Origin of the sequence: Anabaena sp. WA102 (genome assembly GCF_001277295.1) — a bacterium.
GTDB lineage: Bacteria > Cyanobacteriota > Cyanobacteriia > Cyanobacteriales > Nostocaceae > Dolichospermum > Dolichospermum heterosporum.
Genome location: NZ_CP011456.1, coordinates 2,040,613 through 2,056,805 on the forward strand (window position 1 = coordinate 2,040,613; position 16,193 = coordinate 2,056,805).

Annotated in this window: 19 protein-coding genes; 13 read left to right on the forward strand and 6 right to left on the reverse strand. The window is 41.6% G+C overall.

The window, feature by feature from the left end; all coding sequences use genetic code 11:
• The first annotated feature begins 36 nt into the window (after window positions 1-36).
• Entirely contained in the window at window positions 37-285 is a 249-nt protein-coding gene (locus tag AA650_RS09070; RefSeq protein ID WP_053538760.1) for a hypothetical protein, read from the forward strand.
• 26 nt (window positions 286-311) lie between these two features.
• Window positions 312-572 (forward strand): hypothetical protein, encoded by a 261-nt coding sequence (locus AA650_RS09075; protein WP_053538761.1) that lies wholly within the window; start codon window positions 312-314, stop codon window positions 570-572.
• A 136-nt stretch (window positions 573-708) separates the two neighbouring features.
• Here the strand turns inward: AA650_RS09075 and AA650_RS09080 are convergent, their stop codons facing one another.
• The 3 genes from AA650_RS09080 to AA650_RS09090 all read right to left on the reverse strand — a co-directional run bounded on the left by AA650_RS09080 (window position 709) and on the right by AA650_RS09090 (window position 3,709).
• Entirely contained in the window at window positions 709-2,112 is a 1,404-nt protein-coding gene (locus AA650_RS09080) for an NAD(P)(+) transhydrogenase (Re/Si-specific) subunit beta (protein ID WP_053538762.1), read from the reverse strand.
• Complete coding sequence (locus AA650_RS09085) at window positions 2,109-2,402, reverse strand: NAD(P) transhydrogenase subunit alpha (RefSeq protein WP_015081070.1); 294 nt, start codon at window positions 2,400-2,402, stop codon at window positions 2,109-2,111. Before AA650_RS09085 ends, AA650_RS09080 begins: the two co-directional genes overlap by 4 nt.
• A gap of 152 nt (window positions 2,403-2,554) precedes the next feature.
• Window positions 2,555-3,709, reverse strand: a complete 1,155-nt coding sequence (locus tag AA650_RS09090) for a Re/Si-specific NAD(P)(+) transhydrogenase subunit alpha (RefSeq protein WP_053538763.1) — start codon at window positions 3,707-3,709, stop codon at window positions 2,555-2,557.
• A 625-nt stretch (window positions 3,710-4,334) separates the two neighbouring features.
• Here AA650_RS09090 and AA650_RS09095 point away from each other — a divergent pair.
• The 11 genes from AA650_RS09095 to AA650_RS27755 all read left to right on the forward strand — a co-directional run bounded on the left by AA650_RS09095 (window position 4,335) and on the right by AA650_RS27755 (window position 13,366).
• The gene (locus tag AA650_RS09095) at window positions 4,335-4,841 is read left to right on the forward strand and encodes a DUF2808 domain-containing protein (protein ID WP_053538764.1); all 507 of its coding nucleotides are present in this window, start codon (window positions 4,335-4,337) and stop codon (window positions 4,839-4,841) included.
• A 125-nt stretch (window positions 4,842-4,966) separates the two neighbouring features.
• Complete coding sequence (gene rpmH / locus AA650_RS26295) at window positions 4,967-5,101, forward strand: 50S ribosomal protein L34 (protein WP_015209090.1); 135 nt, start codon at window positions 4,967-4,969, stop codon at window positions 5,099-5,101.
• Between the two features lie 30 nt (window positions 5,102-5,131).
• Window positions 5,132-5,521 carry a ribonuclease P protein component gene (rnpA, locus tag AA650_RS09100; RefSeq protein ID WP_053538765.1) on the forward strand — a complete coding sequence of 130 codons (390 nt, stop codon included), beginning with the start codon at window positions 5,132-5,134 and terminating at the stop codon, window positions 5,519-5,521.
• Entirely contained in the window at window positions 5,508-5,894 is a 387-nt protein-coding gene (locus tag AA650_RS09105) for a PH domain-containing protein (RefSeq protein WP_039199518.1), read from the forward strand. The genes rnpA and AA650_RS09105 overlap by 14 nt, the downstream gene beginning before the upstream one ends.
• Window positions 5,895-6,332: 438 nt before the next feature.
• Window positions 6,333-7,478 carry a membrane protein insertase YidC gene (gene yidC, locus AA650_RS09110; RefSeq protein WP_027401335.1) on the forward strand — a complete coding sequence of 382 codons (1,146 nt, stop codon included), beginning with the start codon at window positions 6,333-6,335 and terminating at the stop codon, window positions 7,476-7,478.
• Window positions 7,479-7,480: 2 nt separating this feature from the next.
• The gene (locus tag AA650_RS09115) at window positions 7,481-7,996 is read left to right on the forward strand and encodes a Jag family protein (RefSeq protein WP_053538766.1); all 516 of its coding nucleotides are present in this window, start codon (window positions 7,481-7,483) and stop codon (window positions 7,994-7,996) included.
• Window positions 7,997-8,138: 142 nt separating this feature from the next.
• Window positions 8,139-8,642, forward strand: coding sequence for a YceD family protein (locus tag AA650_RS09120; RefSeq protein WP_053538767.1), 504 nt, complete (start codon window positions 8,139-8,141; stop codon window positions 8,640-8,642).
• Between the two features lie 355 nt (window positions 8,643-8,997).
• Window positions 8,998-9,297 (forward strand): type II toxin-antitoxin system HigB family toxin, encoded by a 300-nt coding sequence (locus tag AA650_RS09125; protein WP_053538768.1) that lies wholly within the window; start codon window positions 8,998-9,000, stop codon window positions 9,295-9,297.
• Window positions 9,281-9,682 (forward strand): helix-turn-helix domain-containing protein, encoded by a 402-nt coding sequence (locus tag AA650_RS09130; protein WP_053538769.1) that lies wholly within the window; start codon window positions 9,281-9,283, stop codon window positions 9,680-9,682. The genes AA650_RS09125 and AA650_RS09130 overlap by 17 nt, the downstream gene beginning before the upstream one ends.
• Window positions 9,683-10,605: 923 nt before the next feature.
• Complete coding sequence (locus AA650_RS09135; RefSeq protein WP_053538770.1) at window positions 10,606-12,762, forward strand: polyribonucleotide nucleotidyltransferase; 2,157 nt, start codon at window positions 10,606-10,608, stop codon at window positions 12,760-12,762.
• A 430-nt stretch (window positions 12,763-13,192) separates the two neighbouring features.
• Window positions 13,193-13,366 (forward strand): hypothetical protein, encoded by a 174-nt coding sequence (locus AA650_RS27755; RefSeq protein ID WP_168465616.1) that lies wholly within the window; start codon window positions 13,193-13,195, stop codon window positions 13,364-13,366.
• Between the two features lie 160 nt (window positions 13,367-13,526).
• Here AA650_RS27755 and argH read toward each other — a convergent pair whose 3' ends face one another.
• The 3 genes from argH to larB all read right to left on the reverse strand — a co-directional run bounded on the left by argH (window position 13,527) and on the right by larB (window position 16,164).
• The gene (argH, locus tag AA650_RS09140) at window positions 13,527-14,915 is read right to left on the reverse strand and encodes an argininosuccinate lyase (RefSeq protein WP_053538771.1); all 1,389 of its coding nucleotides are present in this window, start codon (window positions 14,913-14,915) and stop codon (window positions 13,527-13,529) included.
• A 148-nt stretch (window positions 14,916-15,063) separates the two neighbouring features.
• Window positions 15,064-15,276, reverse strand: a complete 213-nt coding sequence (locus tag AA650_RS09145) for a hypothetical protein (protein ID WP_039199529.1) — start codon at window positions 15,274-15,276, stop codon at window positions 15,064-15,066.
• 102 nt (window positions 15,277-15,378) lie between these two features.
• On the reverse strand, window positions 15,379-16,164 hold the full coding sequence (larB, locus tag AA650_RS09150; protein ID WP_053538772.1) for a nickel pincer cofactor biosynthesis protein LarB: 786 nt from the start codon (window positions 16,162-16,164) through the stop codon (window positions 15,379-15,381).
• Between the last annotated feature and the right edge of the window lie 29 nt (window positions 16,165-16,193).

The window sequence follows — 16,193 nt, forward strand, 5'->3', positions numbered from 1 at the left end:
ACACTTCATACAGCATATTCCACTGGTAAGTATATTATGACTCAAACAACTCCTTTAGAAACATTCATTAATTGGTATACAAATCTTCCTCTCGATATTCAAAATCAATTTGCACTAGCAGTTATAACTTATGTACCAAATCTTGTAAATGAAGAAAATTCTTTCCATACAGTTTCAATCTCTGATCCTTCTCAGATTTATCATGATTTCAAAACCTGGCTAGAGAGCTACAAAGATAAAGAGAAAAAAAAGTTGCTGGTGTACTTTTATGTCTACGATCAATAATTAGTTTTTATATCCAAAAATGGGATATGCCTTTCGATGAACAATTATCTACAACGATGAATATATATACTTCTGCGTTGCAAGAAGTAAAAAAAATGAAAAATCTGGATGAAAAAGAGGCTGAAGAAGAGGCTAAAAAAATGATTAATAGGATAAGTTCTGGAATTAGCTCAAAAATTTCTGCGTCAATTGAAATAAAAAAATCATGGGACGTGCTTTGTAAAAAAGATTTAAGTGATGAGCAGCTAAATTATAGTTTGTTCCCTAGTTCTTCTGATGAAGTTTAATATAACATCTTTAATTATTTATAAATTTTCAGAAAAAAAGCTTGCCCTCAGTTTTTTAAACTCTAAAGCAAGCTAATCTTCTTTATTTCTTTCTTCGTGTTCTTCGTGTTCTTCGTGTCTTCGTGGTTCGTTTCTCTTAAAGCTGCTTCACCTCACTAACCAACTTAGCGACCATATCCTTAGCACTACCAAACAACATCGTCGTTTTAGCCTTATAAAACAACTCATTATCAACACCAGCAAAACCAGCACTCATACCCCGCTTAATCACAATAGTTTGCTTTGCGCGATCAACCTCCAAAATCGGCATCCCATAAATAGGACTATTCTTATCACTACGCGCCGCCGGATTGACCACATCATTAGCACCAATCACCAACGCCACATCAGCCTGTTCAAACTGGGGATTAATATCCTCCATATCATACAACTGCGTATAGGCCACATTAGCTTCCGCCAATAATACATTCATGTGTCCCGGCATTCTCCCCGCCACCGGATGTATCGCATATTTCACATCCACACCCATGCGTTCCAGTTGATCAGCCAACTCCCGGACGCTATGCTGTGCCTGAGCAACCGCCATACCGTAACCTGGGACAATCACCACAGAACGGGCATAACCCAACATCATCGCCCCTTCTTCCGCATCAATACTGCGAACAGGTTGATCACTAGCACCAGCAGCCGCACCACCACTAGCAGTAGAGACAGAACCAAAAGCACTAAATAAGACACTGAACAAAGAACGGTTCATAGCCTTACACATAATTTCCGTCAGGATTAAACCAGAAGCCCCCACCAAAGCACCGGCGATGATTAACATATTGTTCATCACCACAAACCCAGCCGCAGCCGCAGCCACACCGGAGAGGGAGTTTAACAGAGAGATTACCACCGGCATATCACCCCCACCAATGGGGAGGACGAACATCACACCCAACACCAAGGAAACAGCCACAACTGCTAAAAATACGGGGAGGCTATCTGGTGTCCTGATTAAATAGGCACTTCCAGCTAAATAAGAACCCAAAAGCAAGAGGTTAAAAGGTTGCTGTAAAGGAAAGGTAATGGGAGTACCGCTAATTAAACCTTGCAATTTCGCAAAAGCGAGAAAACTACCTGTTAACGTCACACCACCAATTAACACATCCAATAACATGGAAATGTTGACATCGAGGGGGATAGGTTGTGAACTATCTAATAACCGCCAAAATTCAGCCACAGCGATAAGTGCGGAAGATGCACCACCTAAACCATTTAGTAACCCCACCATTTGGGGCATTTCCGTCATTTGCACTTTGTAAGCAATAACAGTGCCTATTACCGAACCAATAGCCAAGCCTACCAAAATCATCTCGTAATTTAATACGTGCTGATCTAGCATTGTGGCGACAATGGCTAATAGCATTCCCACCGCAGCGACAAGATTACCGTTTCTTGCACTAGCAGGAGAACCCAGCTTTTTCAAACCCAGGATAAATAATGATGCAGCGACTAAGTAAGTTAGCTGAATCCCAGTTGGTAAAAAGTCGCTCATGCTTTAACTTCCTTCTTTTTAAACATTTGTAGCATTCTGTCAGTGACTAAAAAACCACCGACAACGTTCACCATTGCCAAAATTACGGCAATTAAACCGAGAATTACCGATAAATTCGTGTTTTTCTCCCCCGCAGCCAGAATTGCACCAATTACGGAAATCCCGGAAATGGCATTTGAACCGGACATTAACGGAGTGTGTAACGTGGGGGGAATTTTGTTGATGACTTCAAAGCCGATAAAAGAGGCTAAGACGAGGACAAATAAGGCTGGAAGTAATGCTTGTGTCATGTGATTTTTGGATTAAAGAATAAGGCTCACGCAAAGGCGCAAAGGCGCAAAGGAAAGAAAGATAGGATACGCAAGAACTCTCTCAAACTCGTATTTCTCTGTGAACTCTGTGCCTCTGTGGTTCGTTATTCCGTGATTTTTATTGATGTAAACTAAACCGCTACCGTTTGCAAAGCGTCATTTACTCGTTGGTTTCTAATTTCTCCATCATGAGTAACACAAGCAGCGTCAACGATATCGTCACCGAAGTTGATTTCTAAGGCTTTGTCTTTAATCAACAGTTGCATTAATGAAGTAACGTTCTTTGCATACAGTTGGCTGGCGTGTACTGGCATGGATGAGGGTAAATTAATTGGTCCGATAATTGTTACCCCGTTCCAAATAATATCTTTACCTGCTTCTGTACAAGCGCAGTTTCCACCTTGTTCTGCGGCTAAGTCTACTATTACTGAACCGGGTTTCATTTGTGCCACCATTTCTTCTGTCACCAGTCTGGGGGCTTGTCTTCCTGGTACTTGGGCGGTGGTAATGACAATATCGGAGTTTTTGACGTGGCTGGCTACTAGTTCTTGGGTACGCTTTTTACTGTCTTCTGAAATTTCTTTGGCGTAACCACCGGCTGCAACGGTTTCTTCTTCGAGTTTGACTTCGACGAATTTTGCTCCTAAGCTTTGCACTTCTTCTTTAACGGCTGGGCGGATGTCAAAGGCTTCTACTACTGCTCCTAGTCGTCTTGCGGTGGCGATCGCTTGCAATCCTGCCACACCTGCACCCATAATAAATACTTTGGCGGGAGCAATTGTCCCCGCAGCGGTGGTTAACATGGGGAAATATTTCGGTAATGCCGCCGCCGCAATCAATACGGCTTTATAGCCCGCCAGTGAAGCCTGGGAAGACAAAGCATCCATGCTTTGCGCCCTGGTGGTACGGGGGATTAATTCCATACTCAAAGCGGTAATTTGCCGATTTGCTAATTGTTGAGCAATTACGGGATTTCCCAGGGGATTAAGAAAGCTAATTAATACAGAGCCAGATTTAAGTAATTCAATTTCTGTTCGGCCGTCTTCTCTGGTTTGCGGTGGGCTAACTTTGAGTAAAATATCTGCTTCACTCCATAATTGGGCGGAATCATGACTAATTTTTGCTCCTGCTGCTTCATAGTCAGCATCACTAAAAAATGCTTTTTCTCCCGCACCTGTTTCTACCCAAACTTCTAAACCTTGTTTGACTAATTTGGCTACGGTGTCGGGAATTAAAGCTACACGCCGTTCACAAACTTCTATTTCTTTCGCAACTGCTATTTTCATGAAATCTCCTAGAAATAAATCCCTTGACTATTAATTAAGCTGTCGGGATGATTAACCATGAATTACCTTTGTAGATAGAACTTTCAACCTTTTTGTTTTTCCTATCCTTGGGCTTTATTCACAATCTCAACTTGACAATATGCAAATATCATCCTGGCAAAATAGCTATAAGTAGAATTAGTTATCGCACATCCTATGCCGATATCTACATTTTGTATATTGTTCTTCAGATTATTTTATATTTGGAAAAAATCTCACCCTGAAAGTTTTATTTATTTAAAATATACTTGTGTACTAAAATATTTATAATTAGCAATAAAAATTATCCTTTAGCAATACAAAACTGTGTAATCTAGATTTTATCTCTTGTTGGCCGCGTCAAACTCGATAAACACCTACTCAATAATTTATTCCCAAAGCCAAAAACAACACAATTTCGTTTATTCGTCTCATCGCAGGTTGGTACTGCGCGTAAGTCCTATAATCTTAGTTTCAGGAATGGAAGTTTTCACTAAAAAGGCACTTTTATCTTTCACCAACGTCAATTGTCAAACATATAGTAGTAAAGTTTAGTTACAAATACTGATACTTCGTGACAAACTACCAACTAGAGGAAACCTAATTTATGAAACGCCTACTTTCTGCCTTAGCTGTGACTAGCTGCTTATTAGCGGGTTTACAAGCGATAACTTTAGCCCAGAATGGTTTAACACTTTTTAGTGGGGTCAAAAGTGAAAATCAGTTACCCTTTCGGTTAGATTTTGGCGGACAAACCAGCAACACAGATCGTTATATACTCAGAGTTCCTGCCAAACAAATGAAACTAGCAGTAGCTCAATTTACCATTACTTATCCTGATTATTACAAGGGAACTTTCGATCCCAAAAGTGTTGAAGTCATAGTTAAAGGTAAAAAAGTCCCCCTATCTGAAGTCAAATGGGATAAAGAAGGTGGTGTGATTCAAATATTTCCTGAAGAACCAGTTCCCGCCGGTCGCAAAGTCGAGTTAGTCTTATCCAATGTACAGAATCCAGCTTTTGGGGGAGTTTACTATTTCAAATGTCAAGTTCTTTCCCCCGGTGATGTCCCATTACTGCGTTATCTTGGTACGTGGATTATCAGTATTAACTAAAAAGGCAAGGGGCAACTGACAACTGACAACTGACAACTCCATCCAGAAATATGTTTTTATTGCCTGTAAAGTGGTAAAATATCAGATTGTGACTTTTTATGAAAATCGCCTAAGAGGAGAACCGTATGCAAAGAACACTGGGCGGCACTTGCCGTAAGAGAAAAAGAACATCTGGATTCCGCGCCAGAATGCGAACACCAGACGGCAGAAACGTGATTAGTGCCAGAAGAAGAAAAGGACGGCATCGTCTGAGCGTTTAGGGTAATAAAATTCAGTAATTAAGAACTGTTGTGGCTTTGCCCAAAGCATATCGGCTCAAATCCCGTCAGGATTTTCAGGCAGTTTTCCGAGAAGGAATTCGGCGACATAGTTCTCATTTCACACTGAGAGCTTTAAAACCTACTCTTGCGACAGAACCTTCTTTGGATACTGCCCCCCCTAGCACAAAAATTGGTATTGCCATTAGTACAAAAGTCAGTAAACGCGCCGTTGTTCGCAACAAAATCAAAAGGCAAATAACAGCAGCATTACACCAATTATTGCCTAAATTACTCCCAGGATGGCGGCTAGTATTAATTGTGAAACCAACAACAACAGAATCTGAGTGCGAAACCCAGAAATTTCTGCAAGAATTAGAGCAGTTGTTGGCACAAACTGAGGTATTAAATGGGTATTCGTGAAGAAGTTTATTATGAGGGTGGTCCCCACATTGGGGATTTGATTTTCAACCTGCTAATTGGGCTAACAGTAGTGGGTATACCCTTAGCTGTGGGAGCAATAGTCAGAGCAGTGTGGCTACGCTTCCGCATCACAGATCGAAGGATATGTGTAACTGGTGGTTGGATGGGACGCGATCGCTATGATGTAATTTATTCAGAAGTGGTGAAAGTCGTCAAAGTTCCCCGTGCCATCGGTCTATGGGGAGATATGGCAGTCACCCTCAAAAATGGTACTCTCATCGAAATGCGGGCTGTTCCCAATTTTCGGGGAGTCTATGACTACATTAATGAAAAAATTGCTGCTAAAAATCCCCAATATAGCAATCCTAAATGAGTCACTTGATTTTGGATTTACGTTAGCGAAGCGTACGCAGCGCAGCGAGTATTTTAGATTTTGGATTGAGTTCACCCTAAAGTGTATAGCTGGAAAATTTTGGATTTGGGATTTACGTTAGCGAAGCGTACGCAGCGCAGCGAGTATTTTTCCATCCTTCAGGACGGGGCTTGTACCAAATTTTTTGAATCTAAAATCTAAAATCTAAAATTCCCGGTCATTTTTCCAGAGCGTTAACATTCACATTTTTAGATCATGTGCGGCTATCCTTAACTTCCATAGCTTGTGGATAGTCGCAGCAATGCTTAACAAAAACCTCTACAATATAGAGCAAAAGCTTGGAAGAGAACCGCCTCTAGTCAGAGGATAGGATCAACTGAGTATCCCACTCCCAACCGGGGTGGGAGTGTCAAAGTACCGCAGGTTGAATTCAGAATAATGGATTTTGGTATCGGGTTTCTCTCGAACAACGTGATGTTGCCAATCATAGACCTTTTCTATGGTTTTGTCCCTAGCTATGGGTTGGCGATAGTAGCCTTAACATTGATTATCCGCTTTGCACTCTATCCCCTGAGTGCTGGCTCTATCCGCAGTATGCGGCGGATGCGAGTTGTGCAACCTGTGATGCAAAAGCGTATGGCAGAAATTAAAGAACGCTATAAAGATGATCAGCAAAAGCAACAAGAGGAAATGCTCAAGGTCCAAAGTGAATTTGGTAATCCCTTAGCAGGATGTCTACCTTTACTGTTGCAAATGCCAGTATTACTAGCACTGTTTGCAACTTTGCGGGGTTCGCCTTTTTCTGGTGTTAACTATTCCGTTAACCTGCAAATATTCCCCCAAGAAGAGATTGAGCGCATTCAACCCCAAGCATTTGCCACTCCTCCACAAAATATCTACATTGCTGACGGTGATCACACTCCCATTTCTGCGATCTTACCGGGAGGCGATAAGTTAACAGTGGGAGAAAAAACTAAGATTCAATATCAAACCGTAGAAGGCAAACCATTTGATTTGCTTCTCAAGGAACACCCAGAAGCTCAGTTAACACCCACCTGGAAAGTCACCAAAGGCGCAGAGAGGGTGAAAATTGATGCCGAAGGCAATGTAGAGGCTCTAGAACCCGGAGACGTGACCATTCAAGGCACAATTCCCGGACTAGCAGCAGAAAAAGGATTTCTCTTTATTGATGCTTTGGGTCGAGTAGGTGCTATTGATCCCGATAACACAGTCCATTGGGATATTGTGGCGATGATTGTCTTCTTTGGTATCAGCCTTTATGTCAGCCAAATGCTGTCTGGGCAAAATTCCAGCGGTGGCAACCCTCAGCAAGATACAGTCAATAAAATTACCCCTGTCATCTTTTCTGGGATGTTCCTATTCTTTCCTCTGCCGGCTGGGGTACTTATGTATATGGTAATTGGTAACGTTTTCCAAACTATCCAAACATATATCCTCTCCCGTGAACCTCTACCAGAAGAAATTCAGAAAATCGTAGATTCACAAGAAAAAGAAGCCCAAACCATCGAAGTAAAAGCGTTGCCATTTGAACCCAAAAGTTCTAAGAAAAAGGCTACCGGTTGATTATGAGCGACATTTCTATGCAGAGTAGTGAACAATGGCTACAAAATTTGCTACTTTTAACTGGTGTATCTACTCAAGTATGGGCTAATTTAGAACCTAAGCCATCTTCAGGACAAGATACACCAACAGGAGAAAGCTACTGGTTAACAATAGATCAAACCAACTTAACATCAGAACAAATTAGGATTTTAATTGGTGCTGGTGGTTCGGTGCTAGATAGTATTCAGTATCTAGCAAATTCCGTTCTCAACTTAAATCAACCAGAAGAAAATCAGACAGCTTACACAATTGAATTGAATGGTTATCGGGTAAGACGAGAAGCCGAAATCCGCACTTTAGCTGAAACTGCTGCCGCAGAAGTCCGTTTTTCTGGAAGAGAGGTAGAACTTCAATCTCTCAGTTCCTCAGAACGCCGACAAATCCACACTTTATTGCAGGAATTTTCGGATTTAGAAACCTTCAGTCGCGGCAAAGAACCTTATCGTCATTTAGTTGTTCGTCAAGCAGTCACACCATAATTAGGTAATAGGGAACGGGGAACAGGGAACAGGGAACAGGGAACAGACAAAAATATTACCAATTACCAGTTACCAGTTACCAATTACCCATTACCCATTACCCATTACCAATGATCAATTTTGATGGTATTTCACAAATCCTATGGACGCTATTTTTATTCCGCAGCTATCTAAAGCCCCGGAGCGGACAGAGGAAATTCAAGTTCAAGAGTTTCTGCCTGGACTAGAAACATTGACACCGGTTCGCGGAGTTATCCAGGTCAAACACCAGGGTAATTATTTAGAAGTTTCATCTCAGGCAGAAACAATTGTTACCTGTACTTGCAACCGCTGTTTGCAGCAGTATAACCATCGTTTGGTTCTTGATACTCAGGAAGTTATTTGGTTAGATGAAACTGCTAATCAAACGGAAGATTTTCCTCTAGAAATGGAAGTTGCTGTAGAGGATTTACTGGAAACTTTAGCACCTGATGGTCATTTTGATCCCGGTGAATGGCTCTATCAGCAGATGTGTTTAGCATTACCTCAGCGTCAATTATGCAATGTTAATTGTCCAGGTATTTTAGATGCTGCTGTTTCTGAACCACCTACGGATAGCCGTTGGGCTTTATTAGATGCTTTGAAAAAACAACTTCCAGATAATTAGTAAATTTACTATTTGGTGTGTTATGGCTTAATTCTTTATGGCTCGGTAAAAGCTGTTAATACTCTCTCAATCTCCTCAAGGATTTTTTATCTTTGTGGAGTTTTTAATTACAGAAAAATGAACCACGAAGGAACGAAGGACTCGAAGGAAAGAGGGTTTTAGAGAGATTTTGCATAAGCTCTAAAAAGGGCTTGACAAATTACTCTCATTTTGAGATGATAAAACAGGTGACAAGCACAAAAATAAGCAAACACAAACACAAGAATAACCAACCACAAACACAAGAATAACCAAACGTTAACTAGGAGTTAAGCTATGTACACCAACCACTATTATTTCAACTCCAAAATATATTATGCACTTAATTCACATTCGCATCCTCCGCGAAGAAGCAGCAAAGTACCCTGATATCAAAAAACAAATTGAAGATTGGCATAAAACAGTTAAAAAAGCAGAATGGCAAAGTTTAAATGATGTTCAAAAATTTTACCGAGATGCTGAAACTGTTGGTAATTTTACTGTTTTTAATATCAAAGGTAATGATTATCGTTTAATTGTAGGAATGGATTATGAAGATAAAACGGTGTACTACAAATACTTACTAACTCACGCCGAATATAGTAAAAATAAATGGAAAAATGACCCTTACTTTTGACAGAAATACTTATAGTCAATTACTAGCAGAAATCGCTCCTCAAGTAATTGAAACAGAAGAAGACTATGAACGGTTTTTAAAAGTTGCAGAATATCTAACTTTTAAAAAAAATCGTAGTCCAGAGGAGCGAGCTTTACACAAATTGCTTGTCAGACTAATTGAAGATTATGAGGAAGAAAATTATCCAATGGATGAATCTACACCTCATGAAATATTGCTACATATCATGGAATCTAGCGGAATTCGTCAAGCTGACTTAGTACGCATTCTTGGTTCTAGCAGCGGTGTAGTTTCAGAAGTTGTCAACGGTAAACGCTCAATTAGTAAAGCACAAGCAAAAGCCTTGGGAGAATATTTTAAAGTGTCTCCTAGTTTATTTATTTAGAGGTTGTTTGAAAAGTCTAAATTCATACATAGGATTTGCTGAATAAGTACCCATTCATTGGTGTCAACTTAACGTAAAACATCTATCCCGCAAAGAACTCAATTCATCTCATTCCCAGTCTCTCACCGGGAATGAATCCTAGAAGGCTCTGCCTTCAATGATATTAGAGGCAGAGCCTCATCAACTGCATTCCTAGTCAGAGACTAGGAACGAGGTGTGGTAGGGATTTGAGCTTAAGTTGACACCATTAAGCTTTTGCTTTACCCCTACCCGGAGAATCAAATAATTAAGCCGTGTTGGGTATAAATATCGCTCTCCTTGAGTTAGAAGTGATATTTGGGGGATGAATTGACACTCTCCGGTCTAAAGACGCGGAGATTCTATAGAGAGTTTCAGTCTATATCCCTCAGTTATCCCAGTTTCAGGCAGGGCTCCTTAAATATTTGGGTTCTTGCCCTGATTTCCTTTGCCCTGGCGGGCGAAATCATATCTGACAAGCGTAACTCTCCGAGAGTCCCCCGGTAGCTTTTTACGTCTTTAGTGACAATTTGATTGTATCACGAATATTGAAGGCAATCAATTCGCCCCTGTGCGTTTTCCCCTTCGGTCTGAAGACGCGAAGCTCCCAACGCTACCGCGTTCCTCTTGTAGAATTTATACGGATTGCTTTGCGTTTTTGCTCCTGTGCTTTTTAATGACAAGGTAAATATCATACTGTTATTTGCAGTTTAATTGGATGATGAACTATTATTAAATCGTTCTCAAAAATAGAACTGAGATCACAAACCCAGATATGAAGCCTGTTGTACGGCTAAATGAGAAAATTTTGTTTTATGTTTGTTCATTACAGAAGCCGTCTAGACTGCATAAATGTTAGGATTGCCACAGAGTGAGAATCGCGTAAGAGAAGGAAAAAAAACTGAATGGCAGAATTTGAAAAGTCAATATCCTTTGATGGACGGGATATTCGACTGACGGTTGGCCTACTAGCCCCCCAAGCAGGTGGGTCGGTTTTGATACAATCAGGAGATACAACTGTTTTAGTAACGGCTACAAGGTCAGCAGCGCGGGAAGGCATTGATTTTTTGCCACTGACCGTAGATTACGAAGAAAGATTGTACGCAGCAGGAAGAATTCCAGGGGGGATTATGCGCCGGGAAGGTCGTCCACCGGAAAAGGCAATTCTTGCCAGTCGTCTGATTGACCGTCCACTTCGTCCTTTATTCCCCTCATGGTTGCGGGATGATTTGCAAGTTGTGGCAATAACTATGTCAATGGATGAGCAAGTCCCCCCTGATGTGTTAGCAGTCACAGGCGCTTCAATTGCTACTCTCATTGCCCAAATTCCTTTTAATGGACCAATGGCCGCAGTGCGAGTAGGCTTGGTTGGTGATGATTTTATTATTAACCCTACCTATGCAGAAATTGAAGCGGGAGATTTGGATTTAATCGTTGCCGGTTCTCCAGATGGGGTAATCATGGTGGAAGCGGGTGCAAATCAATTGCCAGAGCGAGATATTATTGAAGCGATTGATTTTGGCTACGAAGCGGTTCGGGATTTAATTCAAGCTCAGTTAGATTTGCTGGATGAACTAGGTCTAAAACTTGTGCAAGAAGCCCCACCAGAAGTAGATAAGACATTAGAAAACTATATCCGCGATCGCGCTAGTGATGAGATCAAAAAAATCTTGGCGCAATTTGAGTTAACTAAAACTGATCGTGATATTGCTTTAGATGCAGTTAAAGATAATATCTCTGCTGAAATCAAAGCCTTACCAGAAGAAGACCCCATTCGCATCGCTGCTACAGCCGACTCCAAAGCCCTTGGTAATACATTCAAGAGCATTACCAAATACTTCATGCGTCGTCAAATTGTCGAAGATAACGTGCGCGTTGATGGTCGTAAGCTTGATGAAGTTCGTCCTATCTCTTGTCGAGTTGGGATTATACCCAAAAGAGTACATGGTAGCGGTTTATTTAACCGGGGACTGACTCAGGTGCTATCAATGTGTACCCTTGGTACTCCTGGAGATGCCCAAAATCTTAACGACGACTTGCAACTAGAACAAACTAAACGTTACCTGCATCACTATAACTTCCCTCCCTTCTCCGTCGGCGAAACCAAACCATTACGCGCCCCTGGTAGACGGGAAATCGGACATGGTGCATTAGCAGAACGGGCATTATTACCTGTATTACCGCCAAAAGACAAGTTCCCCTACGTAATTCGCGTAGTTTCGGAAGTGCTTTCTTCCAACGGTTCAACTTCAATGGGTTCAGTTTGTGGTTCTAGTTTATCCCTCATGGATGCAGGTGTACCCATTACCAAACCTGTGAGCGGTGCGGCAATGGGCTTGATTAAGGAAGGGGACGAAGTACGAATCCTCACCGATATCCAAGGCATTGAAGACTTTTTGGGTGACATGGACTTCAAAGTTGCTGGTACAGATACTGGAATTACAGCTTTGCAAATGGATATGAAAATATCTGGTTTGTCTTTAGAAGTAATTGCCCAAGCTGTCAACCAAGCCAAACCTGCCCGGTTACACATTCTGGAAAAAATGCTCCAGACTATTGACACCCCCAGGGAAGAAACTTCACCCTTTGCCCCACGTCTGTTAACAATTAAGATTGATCCTGACATGATTGGTCTGGTGATTGGACCTGGTGGTAAAACCATTAAGGGTATCACTGAAGAAACAGGTGCAAAAATTGACATTCAAGATGATGGTACTGTCACCATTTCCGCCGTTGATGAAAACCGAGCTAAGAGAGCGCGGAACATCGTTCAGGGCATGACTCGTAAACTCCATGAAGGGGATGTTTATATTGGTCGTGTGACACGGGTTATACCCATTGGTGCTTTTGTGGAATTCTTGCCCGGTAAAGAAGGCATGATTCACATTTCTCAACTCGCTGACTATCGCGTTGGTAAGGTTGAAGATGAGGTAGCTGTTGGTGATGAGGTGATTGTCAAAGTGCGAGAAATTGACAATAAGGGTCGAATTAACCTAACACGCTTGGGTATTCATCCAGATCAAGCAGCAGCAGCACGAGAAGCAGCAGCGGTAAACCATTAAATCGCTGGTTGGATTTTAGATTTTAGATTACAGATCAATCGCAAATCTAAAATCCGCGATGCCTTGCTAGTAGGCATCGCTGTCGAATTATTTATGATTAAGTATAAAAAAATAAATTCTCTAGGGTCGTTAGTGCAAACTAATTAGCGTAGGGACTGCACCTCTTAGGAGTGATAAAAAATTCAATTGTGAATAAATCCGGTTGTTCGCGCCAACTGATGGGCGCAGGCCCTGCGCCCCTACTGATTTGGAGTTTACCGCCGCTAAATTCTAGTTGACATTAGACTTTTTAGTGCGATATAATGGTATGCTATTTAAAGTGTATTGATTGCTGCACTAGGCTAAAAAAGTATATCAATAATATCGGTAGCTAATATGGCCTAAGTAATGCCTAGATGCCAATTTTTTGTTGTTTATTAATGAGGTGAATATGGCAAAGCGCCGTAACCCGAAAAAAGAAAAGGCGCTACGAAACCAGGCCTACGCCAGAAAGTTTCGTAAACGGACCACCACAGGTAGAATGGGCAGAAGATTCCAACAAAGACCGCCCAAGAGTGAAGAGGAAGAAGGAACAGGCGCAGCAGCAATGGATGCTGCTGATTAATGTAGCTGGTTAAATTTGACTCTTTCATATTTTGAATTTTTAGGGTGTACACCAGTACACCCTTACTTGTGTTAGTTGTCAGTTGTCAGTTGTCAGTTGGAAGAAAGAATGGAATTTCTCCCCCTGTTCCCTGTTCCCTGTTCCCTGTTCCCTGTTCCCTTTATTTCACACTGAGTTGAGTCCGGGCATTGAGAATAGCCTGTCTGACTTGTTCAAATCCTGTACCTCCATAGCTGTTGCGAGCTGCAACTACTTGACGTGGGGTTATGGCTTCATAAATGTCGGCGGCAAATGCGGGATGAATTTGTTGCCATTCTTCTAGTTGTAAATCTTTGAGCAGTTTACCAGCGATAATACTGGTTTTGACGACTTTGCCGACAATGTTATAAGCTTCGCGAAAGGGTACACCCCTGGCGGCGAGATAATCTGCGACATCGGTAGCGTTAGCAAAGTCTTCTGTAACTGCTGTTGCCAATCGCTGATGACGAAATTCTAAACCTTCTTGCAGTAAAATTGTCATTGCTTCTAAACAGGCTTTGACTGTGTTTACACTGTCAAATATGCCTTCTTTGTCTTCCTGGAGGTCTTTGTTATAAGCCAGGGGTAAACCCTTCATAATTACTAACATGGCTTGCAGATGACCAAATACTCGCCCGGTTTTGCCGCGCACTAATTCGGGTACGTCGGGGTTTTTCTTTTGGGGCATAATGCTAGAACCTGTGGCACAGCTATCTTTGAGGGTGATGAAGCGAAATTCTTCTGATGCCCACAGGATTATTTCTTCGGAAAGACGGCTGAGGTGAACCATGATAATACTAGCAGCACAGAGAAATTCTATGGCGAAGTCCCGATCGCTCACTCCGTCCAAGCTGTTAGCATAAACATTGTCAAAGTGTAATAAATTGGCTGTATAGTGGCGGTTAATGGGGAAAGTTGTTCCCGCTAAAGCACCACAACCCAAGGGGGAGATATTCACTCGGCTATAAACGTCTTCTAAGCGTTCCCAGTCCCGTTGTGCCATTTGAAAGTATGCCAGTAAATGGTGCGCTAAACTCACTGGTTGGGCGCGTTGCAGGTGGGTATAACCAGGAATCAAGGTTTCAACATTTTTTTCGGCTATATCAACTAAGACTGTTTGCCAGTTCCGTAATTGTTGGCGGATTTGTTGAATTTGATCACGGAGGTATAATCGAGTGTCTGTACCTACTTGGTCATTGCGAGAACGGGCTGTGTGGAGTTTTTTACCTACATCTCCGACAATTTCCGTGAGGCGCTTTTCTACGGCAAAATGGACATCTTCGGCATCAACACCGGGTTGGAATTGCCCTTGACGATATTCTTGACGCACTTGTTCTAAACCGTTAAACAGTGCTTCCCCTTCTTCGTGGGAAATTATACCTGTATGAGCCAACATTTTGGCATGGGCTTGAGAACCTGTAATATCATATTCGATAAGTTCAATGTCAAAACTGATACTAGCATTAAAACGAGCGATCGCTGGATGTAGCGCGGATTCAAACCGCTGACTCCAAGTTTGTTTTTCGGTCATAAATCTGAAGGGAGAGGAAGAAATTTGTAGATATTAGATTTTGAATCATACGCCGGATGTGAGTTAAAAATCTTGTTGTTTCATAAGCGAAATTACAAGGTCTTCAGTATCTAAATAATTAATCCAAAATCTAAAATCTAAAATCACTTTAACCGTAACTAGTAAAACCTTTGAACAGATAACCAACAATTATACCAATCAACAATGCCCAAATTTGCCCAGTTTTGACAAAGTGATTCCAAGAGGCTTGTACTTGACCTAGAAGGTCTGGGTCTCTAACATTACCAATATCAGCCAGAAGAGTAATATGTTCGTGTAAATTTCCTAGCAGTGGCAATAGTGAATCATTCAAATGTTCCATAATTCTTTCACCAAAAGGTTTATCACCTATTATTAAGAGTTGAAGTAACTAATCAAATCAAAAGCCACCGCAATTATACACAATCTTTACTTTCATACTTTACTATGTTTCTGCCGCCAAACGTAATTTTTCTGAAGTTCGTAAAATTTGCCCAGCTAAGACTGCTGCACCAAAGCCATTATCTATATTAACTACACCTATACCAGCGGCACAAGAGTTAAGCATTGTCAATAGAGGTGCTAAACCGGAAAAGCTTGCACCATAACCAATACTGGTAGGAACAGCGATTACGGGACAATCTGCCAAACCCGCTACAACACTGGGCAAAGCCCCTTCCATGCCCGCGACAACGATTAATACCGATGCTGATTCTAATACATGACGGTTGCTTAATAACCGATGAATTCCCGCCACACCTACATCCCAGAGGCGCTGTACATAAAAACCCGAAAGTTCCGCAGTGACAGCGGCTTCTTCAGCAACGGCTAAATCGGCAGTACCAGCGGAAAGAATGCCTATTTTACCGGGAAATCTGACTTCAATTACAGGGGGAACAATGGCACAAATTCGGGCTTGTTCGTAGTATTGGATACCTCTAACTTTTGGTTGTAATGCTGAATATACTTGTGGTTCAATGCGGGTAGCCATAACTACGGAAGTACGGTGGCGCATGACTTCCATGATTTGAGCAATTTGTTCCGGTGTTTTACCTGGTCCCCAAATGACTTCCGGGAAACCAGTTCTTAATTGACGATGGTGATCTATTTTAGCAAACTCACCTACGGATTGATAGGCTAAGTCTTTGAGGGAGTCGAAGGCTATATCTGGGGTTATTTTACCATTGGCGACGGCTTCTAAGAGCGATCGCAAATTTTCGGGTTGTGTCATGCAATTTTGGATTTTGGATTTTAGATTTC